The sequence below is a fragment of the Desulfosporosinus sp. BICA1-9 genome, from assembly GCF_000802135.1.
In genome coordinates, this window is record NZ_JUEE01000175.1 from 1 (window position 1) to 10626 (window position 10626).

General features: G+C 45.0%; 8 protein-coding genes. 4 read left to right on the forward strand and 4 right to left on the reverse strand.

Features of this window, described 5'->3' with window-relative positions; translation table 11 throughout:
* The 4 genes from JL57_RS22170 to JL57_RS22185 all read left to right on the forward strand — a co-directional run.
* Positions 1-337 (forward strand): hypothetical protein (locus JL57_RS22170; protein ID WP_034141880.1); only part of this gene is annotated, 337 nt, incomplete at its 5' end.
* Between the two features lie 91 nt (positions 338-428).
* Positions 429-1655 (forward strand): zinc ribbon domain-containing protein, encoded by a 1227-nt coding sequence (locus JL57_RS22175; RefSeq protein ID WP_034144111.1) that lies wholly within the window; start codon positions 429-431, stop codon positions 1653-1655.
* A 442-nt stretch (positions 1656-2097) separates the two neighbouring features.
* Positions 2098-2598 (forward strand): cation:proton antiporter regulatory subunit, encoded by a 501-nt coding sequence (locus tag JL57_RS22180; protein WP_034144112.1) that lies wholly within the window; start codon positions 2098-2100, stop codon positions 2596-2598.
* Positions 2598-3827 (forward strand): cation:proton antiporter, encoded by a 1230-nt coding sequence (locus JL57_RS22185; protein ID WP_034144113.1) that lies wholly within the window; start codon positions 2598-2600, stop codon positions 3825-3827. The genes JL57_RS22180 and JL57_RS22185 overlap by 1 nt, the downstream gene beginning before the upstream one ends.
* A 112-nt stretch (positions 3828-3939) precedes the next feature.
* On the opposite strand, the gene carB is transcribed toward JL57_RS22185, so the two are convergent.
* The 4 genes from carB to argB form a co-directional block, all read right to left on the reverse strand.
* Positions 3940-7134: a carbamoyl-phosphate synthase large subunit gene (carB, locus tag JL57_RS22190; RefSeq protein WP_034144114.1), complete on the reverse strand. Its 3195-nt coding sequence runs from the start codon at positions 7132-7134 to the stop codon at positions 3940-3942.
* Complete coding sequence (carA, locus tag JL57_RS22195) at positions 7124-8233, reverse strand: glutamine-hydrolyzing carbamoyl-phosphate synthase small subunit (protein ID WP_034144115.1); 1110 nt, start codon at positions 8231-8233, stop codon at positions 7124-7126. Before carA ends, carB begins: the two co-directional genes overlap by 11 nt.
* Positions 8234-8435: 202 nt before the next feature.
* The gene (locus JL57_RS22200) at positions 8436-9644 is read right to left on the reverse strand and encodes an acetylornithine transaminase (protein ID WP_034144116.1); all 1209 of its coding nucleotides are present in this window, start codon (positions 9642-9644) and stop codon (positions 8436-8438) included.
* A 96-nt stretch (positions 9645-9740) separates the two neighbouring features.
* On the reverse strand, positions 9741-10625 hold the full coding sequence (gene argB / locus JL57_RS22205) for an acetylglutamate kinase (protein WP_034144117.1): 885 nt from the start codon (positions 10623-10625) through the stop codon (positions 9741-9743).
* Position 10626 lies beyond the last annotated feature (1 nt).

Here is a 10626-nt window from a genome sequence, read left to right on the forward strand (position 1 = left end):
GAAGCAGAGTCGTGATGTAAGACAAATCAGTCATCCAGAGCTTCACGACCAAATGCCAGTCATCATTAACGATGACAAAGACCCCGCCGGAATAATGTTGGCGGAGACGAAGGAGAACGGAATCCTGATATGTTTTATGAGAAACAAGTATTGGCTTCAAACAGATCACCCCATATTTTGTAATCAAAGGGATAAAACCCCTCGTCACGCGATTATGGGGGCGTTTTGGGAAAGTCAAGTAATTCTGGCCGTTTTATGGCAGATTAAGAAAATTTTTATTACTAGTGAATTTCCAGTTCGACTGTATGAAAAAGCAAAATTCCTCCCACTAAAGTAGGAGGAATGCTATAAGGTTGGTTCAAGGAACCCCTTGGCCCAACCGCCTCGGCGAATGCCGAGAGTCTATTTAAACTATAGGAGGAAGTAACATGACCTGGTCCGAACGCATGAAATCTGCATGGATTACTTTTAAACGTGAAGCTCTCCCTTTGTACGCCTGGACTCTAATTTTTATTGCAGTTCTTGTTGTCTTAATAATTGCCATGGTTTTGGGAGTATTCGACCAATTACGCTGGACAATTCCCCATATTTACGAAGGATCCTTTTCATCGGGAATGCCCGTTCCGGGAGTACCACCTGCTCCAAATTTCGCTCCCTCTATGCCCCCGTTCGGCTCCCTAGATGATGACCCCTTTGCCTACTTCGGAGGTTATAGTAACTTCTCCAGGATTCTATCTGCGATGGGTAGCGTCGTCGGAACTCTAGCCTTGATTTTAATTGTTGGTTGGTTAATCGGATCGGCTTTTTACGCTGGCTTATTTAACTTAACCCAAAAAGCTTATCGGGAAAAAGTATCTTTTAAAGATTTCCGCTTCAAGGGGGTTTTCCGTTTTCTCGGCTGGCAAGGGTTTATCGTTCTAATTCAGTTGTTGCTCTTGATCGCAGGGCTGATCGGTGTCTTTTCCCTGAGACATTCTGAAGGCACAATCGTCGCTTTTCTGATTGTTTATGGTCTCTTTATAGCGTTAGGTTTGCTATTTCTTGTGCCTTGGTTTGCTTCCTCTTCAATTTACCTTCTAGCCCACGGTCATGAAACGTTTTGGGTTGCACTTTCCGGTAGCTGGCGATTTTTCAGAAGACACATGGGCTCCCTATGGGGACTTATAGGTACCGTAATTCTTATTCAAATCGCCATTGAAATTCTGATGGGAATTTCATCGTCAGGACTTGCAGGGTTAGCAAACTTGATCATTAGCCCTTTTATCGCAGTTCTAACAATCGTTTGGGTCCTAAGTCTTGAAGACGACGAACGCAAAAAGGCTGACGACTTATATGATTATTCTACCACAAATTCTACAAATCCCTATCCTCAAATACAGACCCCCATCATAACTCCACCAGTCTCTGCCTCACCTGACATTCAGGTCCCGCCCTCTGAGCACGCGTCTGAAATGAGTAGCCCTGAAGTTAAGAGCACACAACAATTTAACCAACCCCAGATATCCTTGCACAAACCTCAGCCTGTAGAGTCTTTACCCAACATCCCTGCTGAGCCCGTCCCCAACTATTCGAACGAAACCCCGCATTTTTGCCCCTCTTGTGGAAAGCCTAATGCGGGAACTGCATATTGTCCGAAATGTGGAACAAAACTCTAACTTATTCAGGGATTTCTTCGTATTTATTAGTGATAATCATGACTTCCTTAAATTCTTCTAATTCGTGCCTATCTCACCTACAGAAAATGCACTGTTCTTATCTTGAACTATGGCAATAATCTCAGTCCCATCAAAAAAGAACCACCATAACGTATACTTAACCCCACATCAATTGTATAGGGCATAATCATGGGATGATTCCCTATTTTCTACGGTTATTTGACTTGCATGGGTTTTACCCAAGTTATATTGGGTGTAAAACTTTGATTTAACCATCAAACGTTGACAGGAAAACCAGAATTGTATAGGCTAATATTGGGAGTAATGAATAAAATACATATACAAAAAACCTTAAAAATCAACAATCATAGACCTTAAAATTACCTGTTTTATGAAATTACTGCCTTTCCCTTTTGGTAGAGTAATAATGGAGGTTAATAACATGAAATTAATTAAAGAAATAGATTTACCGGGTATTGGCAAGAAGTTTCAACTCCAAACCCGCAGCGGAGAAAAGATCGTTATCGTGGTACATGATGACGGACGAAGGGAAGTTTATCATTTTTATCGTGAGGACCCGGATGATTCTATCTCGATGGTAACCTTAGATGACGAAGAATCGCGTTATATAGCCGCTATACTCGGAGGAATGAATTATCGCCCCAAAGCATTAGAGACTGTGGATGTTGCCTTAGGCGATATGCTTATTGAATGGTACAAAATTGAGCCTGATGCGTATGCTATTGGAAAAACCATCGGGAATATGTGTATTCGCAAGGCTACTGGTGGGACAGTTATTGTAATTGTAGAACATGATCAGAGTAAAATAGTCAATCCCGGTCCCGAGGCAACGTTTCGAAATGGCGCTACTGTTGTAATTCTTGGTGAAAAGCACCAGGTTAAAGCGTGTAAGCAGCTGTTAGTTCACGGGAGTGTTCAGTAATGGAGCACTTGATACTGGAAATTGGACTTGCACTAGCTTTAATTGCAGGTGCAGGGATTCTGTCCGGTAAACTAAGAATTTCTATTGTACCAATTCTAATTCTAACTGGTATGGTAGTTGGCCCACAGGCGCCTCACATCAGCGTCTTGGACTTTAGATTTATTCAGAGCGCCCCGTTAATTGACTTCATGGGACGTTTAGGTGTGCTGTTTCTCCTGTTTTCCTTAGGGTTGGAGTTCTCTATTAAACGCCTTTTGACTGCGGGACCCTCCATCATCAGAAGCGGGACAATTTATATGGTTATTAACTTGTCCATAGCTATTATATTTCCTATACTGTTGGGTTGGCCGATTAAGGAAGTACTTGTTGTGGCAGGTATGATGACTATTTCCTCCAGTGCAATCGTAGCAAAAGTAATTGTTGATTTAAAGAGGGCAGCTAATGATGAAACGGAGATCATTTTGGGTTTGATGATGTTTCAAGATGTCTTCGTAGCTATTTATTTCTCTGTTGTTTCCGGTCTGGTTCTTGCGGGTTCCACTTCCATTTCAGAGATAATAATAAGTGCATTAATGGCCCTTTTATTTATCGGTGGTTTTCTATTTTTGGGGCATAAGTTGGTTCCAAAACTCGACCGTTGGTTGGATATTCCCTCTGACGAAACGTTTATGCTGGTAATTTTTGCTATTTTAGTTTTGGTAGCCGGTTTTTCTGAAACTCTGCACATTGCTGAAGCCATCGGAGCTTTACTAATTGGTCTGGTACTGGCAGAAACAGATCATTCCGAACGCATAGAGCATTTAATTGTTTCCTTCAGAGATTTCTTTGGTGCACTTTTCTTCTTTAGTTTTGGTCTAAGTATCGACCCCTTTGCCTTGGGTGGAGCAGTTTGGCCTGCTGTAATCGCTGTCATTTTAACCCTTTTAGGCAATATTGTATCGGGCGTTTGGGCAGGGAGGAAAGCTAGTCTCTCCCATAGAGCCTCACTGAATATTGGTCTGACTATTATTTCGCGGGGTGAATTTTCGATTATTTTAGCCACTCTTGCAAAAGCAGGTGGATTATTAACCTCGTTGCAACCCTTTGCCGCCTTGTATGTTCTCATTCTTGCAATACTGGGACCCCTGTTGACAAAGGAATCACGTTGGGTCTATAACCGATTAAGGCCATTATTAAAATGGCCGCTACTTCCAGATAGAAGAAGGTTAAGAAAAAATCCAGGTCATTGAAGTGAGTAATCACATTGACTTATATTTTTATACATGGTTTTTGAATAGAACCAAAGTAAAGACGTCTAAAACTCCCGCTCGACAATCTCGAGCGGGAGTTCCTATTTATTCTCTACAATGCCAGATACTCCTGTAAGGAGAGCACCTGAGGAGTGGTATTACTCCGAATTTCATGCAAGGCTCGAACGACGGCTTTGGCCGTATCCATCGATGTAAAGCAGGGAACCCCATGTTCCACTGCTAGCCTTCTAAGCAAATAACCGGTCCTCTCCGGGGTCCCTTTAGTGGGTGTGCTGAGGATAAAGGAAAATTCTCGCTGCCGAATGGCCTCCTGAAGAGCCTCGCTGGATTCACTGACCTCTTCAACCTCTACACCGCACAAGGCTAAGGCTTTAGCCGTATCCCCCGTTCCCTTGACTCCAAACCCTAACTGAGCAAGTTGGCGAGCCAAGATGATGGCCTCAGGGCGGTCTTTTTCCGCCACAGAAACCAAGATGTTTCCATCGTTGGGGAGTGGAATATGTGAGGCTGCGAAGGCTTTGGCCAATGCGTGCCCAAATTGAGTGTCCATTCCTAATACTTCACCGGTCGATTTCATTTCCGGTCCCAGAGATGTTTCGACTTTAGTCAATTTTTCAAAGGAAAAAACTGGAGCTTTCACGACGACGAACGGTACTTCTGGAGCGAGCCCATGTTTGTAACCCATGTCCTTCAAGGTTTTACCTAAGGAAACTTGAACCGCCAAATTTACTAAAGGGATTCCAGTGACTTTAGAAAGGATAGGCACTGTACGGCTTGCTCTAGGGTTCACTTCAAGAACATACACTTTGCCTCGAACTACGACATATTGAATATTTATAAGTCCTTTGATTCCGATTCCCAAGGCAAGACGACAGGTAAAATCCTGAATTTGTTCTATCTCAGCAGGGGTTAAACTTTGGGGCGGATAAACTGCCGAACTATCCCCTGAGTGAACTCCCGCGCGCTCGATGTGCTCCATAATACCCGCGATCACGGTCGTTTCTCCATCCGAGACGGCGTCCACTTCGACTTCTTTTCCTTCCAAGTACCGATCCACCAAAATCGGATGATCCTCGGATAGGTGAATTGCCCTTCTTAAATAATCTTCAAGTTCCTTGAGGGTTTCAACGACTTGCATAGCACGTCCTCCAATGACGTAGGAAGGACGAACGATCAGCGGAAATTCAAGTTGCTCTGCAACTTTTTTCGCTTGAGCAACAGATGTTACACTTCTCCCTTCGGATTGGGGAATTCCAAGTTGACTTAAGAGTACCGCAAAACGTTCACGATCTTCTGCTAAATCAATCGCGTCGACGGTTGTACCTAAGATTTGAATCCCAGCAAGACTCAATCGACCCGCTAAATTAATTGCCGTTTGCCCTCCGAATTGGACTAATACCCCATCCGCCTTTTCCTTCTCCAAAACATGAAGCACATCTTCCACCGTTAAAGGCTCGAAATACAACTTGTCTGCAGTATCAAAATCTGTGGATACGGTTTCTGGATTATTATTAATCATGATGGCTTCCACCCCCGCTTCTTGCAAAGCAGAAAGGGCATGGACAGAGCAATAATCGAATTCAATCCCTTGTCCAATCCGAATAGGGCCTGAGCCTAGGACGACTACTTTGGGACCCGTACTAATAGCCACCTCATCTTCTTCTTCATAACTGGAATAGTAATAAGGAGTCGCCGAGGTAAACTCTGCCGCGCAAGTGTCAACGGTCTTATAGACTGGAATGATTCCGAGGGCCACACGCATGGCACGTACTACTTCTTCCGAACGCCCTATCAGCTTGGCAATCGCTAAATCAGAAAATCCTTGCACTTTAGCAAACCGTAGTAGCTCGGTGCTTAATTCCTCCCTTTGTAAGCGCTGTTCAAGGGAGACAAGATCTTTGATCTTAGACAAATAGAAAGAATCGATTTGGGTAAGCCTTTGAACTTCAAGAATGGTCCAGTCCCGGCGGAACGCTTCAGCTAACGCGAAGAAACGCTCATGATCCGTTCGAACCAGCTTATCTTCAATCTCCATCTCTGTCCAACCTCCAGAGGCCTTGATGCGAAGCCCTACACTTCCTATTTCTAAAGAACGTGTCGCTTTCAACAGAGCCCCTTCTAAAGTCCGTTCCATCGCCATAACTTCTCCGGTCGCTTTCATTTGCGTACCAAGACGATGATCCGCGGCAGGAAACTTATCAAAGGGCCAACGGGGGAACTTGACAACGACATAATCTAGAGCAGGCTCAAAACAGGCACTGGTATTCCCGGTCACTGGATTTGTTAATTCTGGAAGGGTAAATCCAACGGACAACAGGGCTGCCATTTTGGCTATTGGATAGCCAGTTGCTTTTGAGGCAAGCGCACTGGAACGACTAACCCGCGGGTTAACTTCGATGACCACATATTCCCGACTCATTGGATTTAACGCGAACTGGACATTACAGCCACCGTTAACCCCTAAGGCCCGAATAATTTTCAACGAGGAGGCCCGTAGCATCTGATATTCAACATCTGTTAAGGTTTGGGACGGTGCTACGACGATACTATCCCCGGTATGGATTCCGACTGGATCAATGTTTTCCATGTTGCAGATCGTAATACAGTTATCCGCGTCGTCTCGCATAACCTCATACTCAATTTCCTTCCAGCCCGCTACACTGCGCTCCACAAGACATTGTCCAATCGGGCTAGACTGTAGTCCTCTTTGCAAAATCTCTTCTAGGCTTTTAGCATTTTTAACAATGCCCCCACCCGTCCCACCAAGGGTATAGGCTGGCCGAATAATTAACGGAAATCCCTGCTTTTTAGCGAACTTCTCCCCCTCTTCCAGGGTTGTCACGATCACACTTTGGGCCACGGGTTCTCCAAGAGAAAGCATGGTCTCTTTAAAGGCGTCACGGTCCTCTGCTTTATAGATTGTTTCAGCATTACAGCCAATCAGTTCTACACCATAACGCTTTAAAATCCCACTTCGTTCCAATTCCATCGCTAGATTAAGTCCCGTTTGCCCACCTAAGGTGGGAAGCAGCGCATCAGGACGTTCTTTGCTAAGAATCCTCTCTAAAACCTCGGGTAACAGGGGTTCGAGATAGGTAATATTCGCCATGGTTACATCCGTCATAATAGTTGCCGGATTACTGTTCACCAGCACCACTTCTACCCCAACTTCACGAAGGGCCTTGCACGCTTGGGTTCCGGCATAATCAAATTCTGCAGCCTGCCCAATGACAATCGGTCCAGACCCAATGACAAGCACCTTTTTCCACGCCGGGTTAAGTGGCATCTTGAGCCCTCCTTTTCTGCATTAAGTCCGTAAATTCCTCAAATAGATACAAGGATTCACTCGGGCCAGGTCCAGCTTCTGGATGGTATTGGACGGAAAAAACAGGAAAATCCCGATGTTTTACCCCTTCAACGCTTTGATCATTGAGGTTACGATGAGTCACATATAAAGGAGTCTGTTCCAGACTTGCTTCAGCAATCGCGTACCCATGGTTTTGAGAAGTGATCGTCACACGTTTCGATTGAAGATCTTGGACAGGTTGATTTCCCCCTCGATGCCCAAACTTCATCTTATAGGTGTCCCCTCCCAAGGCGAGTGACAAAAGTTGATGCCCTAAACAGATTCCGAAAATAGGGCGTTTGTCGATCAAACTACGTATCGTCTCTATCCCCTCTGCAACCGCCTTCGGATCTCCAGGCCCATTGGATAGAAAAACCCCATCTGGATTTCTCTCTAAAATCTGCTCTGCAGAAGCAGTATGTGGAACCACTGTCAATTTGAACCCACTCTCCTGCATAGCCTGTAAAATATTTTTCTTAATCCCAAAATCCATCACCACGACATGGTACGATTCACTCTCGGTACGGGCACCAGATATAGCGGGTAAGGTGTAGATTTCAGGGGTGCTGACCTTAGCCACAACATCCGTAGGAGAAATCCACTTCGTCAACCTTGGGATCCACTCCTCTAGATGTTCAATCTGTGTTGTAATTACTCCGCGCAAAACCCCGTGTTCACGAATAATCCGTGTTAAAGCGCGTGTATCAATCCCTTTAATCCCCACAACCCCAAATTGGGCTAATGTCCTCGAAAGATTTTTCTCCATCTGCCAGTGACTTGGATGACGACCTGCCTCTTTCACGATAAACCCCTGAACTTGGGCTTTCTTCGATTGATCATCCTGACTGTTTATACCGTAATTCCCAATTAGTGGATAGGTCATACATACCATCTGTCCCGCATAGGATGGGTCGGTTAACACCTCTTGGTAACCTGTCATTCCTGTGTTAAAAACGACTTCTCCCACAGCTTCTCCCGTCGCTCCGTAAGACTCCCCTATAAAGACTTTTCCGGTTTCAAGTACGAGTGCTGCTTTCATTCCATCCTCCTCGAAGAAAAATCTCTATTTATTTAGTGCCAGCCCGCTACCTCTATAACTAGATCTAAGCCAACTTATTAAAGCCGTTTGCTATTTGTATCTGGCTTATCAACCTTCGGTCTCAGATTTCTTCCTTCTGGTCCCTGGCATCAGGTTTCTGCCCTCTATCCGACCTCTGGTATCCGACCTCCGACTTCTGGAATCACTTCCAAATCTTTTTTAACACATCATCTAGAATGCCCAAGGCTTTATCCATTTCTGGCTTCTCAACATTCAGTGGGGGAAGGAAACGTAAGATTTTACCACCAACACAGTTAATCAGTAGTCCATTTTGTAAGCAAGCCTCCACAATTTCTGGTCCTAACTTGGAAACTGGCCAACCCAATATGAACCCTTGTCCCCTAACAGGCCCTCCTGTCTGAAATTTCTGAGCTAATTGTTCAAGTCCCTTTTTAAACTCTTCTGAACGCTCCTGTACTCCTGCCATAAATCCATCTTCGAGCATTACATCTAACACTGCACACCCTGCTGCTGTGGCCAAAGGGTTACCGCCAAAGGTAGAAGCATGATCACCGGGCTGAAACGCTGAGGCCACTTTGTCAGTAGCAAGCATCGCCCCTATCGGAACCCCACCACCCAGAGCTTTCGCTAAGGTCATAATATCTGGTGTCACATCGCTCCACTCATAGGCAAAGAGCTTTCCTGTCCGTCCAACTCCACACTGAACCTCATCAAAAATTAGCAAGGCCCCAAATTCGTCACACAAAGCTCGTGCTTCTTGTAGAAACTCCATCGAGCAAGGAATCACTCCACCTTCTCCCTGAATGGGTTCAATAAAGACGGCAGCTGTATTTTGATTGACCTTAGAACGAAGGTCGTCGATATCATTAATAGCGGCATAGGCAAATCCTACGGGAAGCGGATCATACCCTTCCTGATATTTTATCTGTCCTGTGAGTGTGAGAGTTGCTAAGGTCCGGCCGTGAAAGGAATTTTCCAGGGTAACTACCTCGTGTTTATGCGCCCCATAATGTTTCTTAGCATATTTCCGAGCAAGCTTAAAAGCCGCCTCATTCGCCTCTGCTCCACTGTTACAGAAGAAGACTTTATCTGCAAAGGAGTTCTGCACTAAGCGTTCTGCCAAATCGACTTGGTTCGGAATCCAGTAAATATTTGAAGTGTGTAAAAGCTCTTTAGCCTGTTCTTGTATAGCACGAACAATCGCTGGATGGCTGTGCCCCAATGAATTAACGGCTAGTCCTGTCACGAAATCCAAATATTGTTTCCCTTCTGAATCCCAAACCCATACGCCATCCCCTTTGACGATCGTCATTGGCAGACGACCATAGGTATTCATCACAACTTTTTTTCCATGCTCTATGATTACTTCAGTCGACAAGTCTTTCAACATCTCCATCCCCCTTTTTCGATATTCGATATTCGCTATTCGGTGTTCGAACCACGAATTCTGGCCTCTGGCCTCTGATCACTGACTTCTGGCGATAGCCTATACGAACATCGTTCCAATACCGCCATCCGTGAATAATTCTAGTAATATAGCATGACTTAACCGTCCATCAAGGATATGCACACTGCCCACGCCACTTTCTAACGCCGAAACAGCGCACTCAACTTTAGGCAGCATTCCTCCGCTCAAGATTCCCTGCTCCACCAGTTGATCGACTTCTGCTCTGGAAATTGTGGAAATAAGAGAGTCCTTATCCGAAAGATCACGCAGAATCCCGCTAACATCTGTGAGCAGAAGCAACTTATCTGCCTTTAGTGCCTCTGCAATTTTCCCGGCAGCCGTATCTGCATTGACATTATACGTTTCCCCGCCTTCCCCGCTGGCAACAGGTGAAATCACGGGAATATAGCCTTGTCCGAGTAAGGTCTCGAGAATATCTGGATTAACATTCTGGATTTCTCCGACACACCCTAAATCTACTTCTTCCATCTTCCCTTGGTCATTGGGCATCTGCATGGGCTTCTTAGTTGCAACAAGTAGCTGTGCATCTTTGCCCGATAAACCAACACTCTTTCCACCAAAGCGATTGAGCAGAGATACCATCTCTGTATTCAATTTACCGAGTAAGACCATTTGGGCGATCTCCATGGTTTGGGCATCGGTCACTCTTAGCCCCCGTACAAACTGACTTTCAATCCCCATCTTCTTCAACATGGCATTGATCTCCGGGCCTCCTCCGTGGACCAAAACGGGACGTATCCCCACAGAATGCAAGAGTAGAACATCCATAATGACGGATTCCTTCAATACCGGATCCACCATGGCATGCCCACCATACTTAATAACCACAGTTTTACCTGCAAATTTTTGAATATACGGAAGAGCTTCTACTAAAACCCGAGCTTTACCTAAACCTTGTTCCATC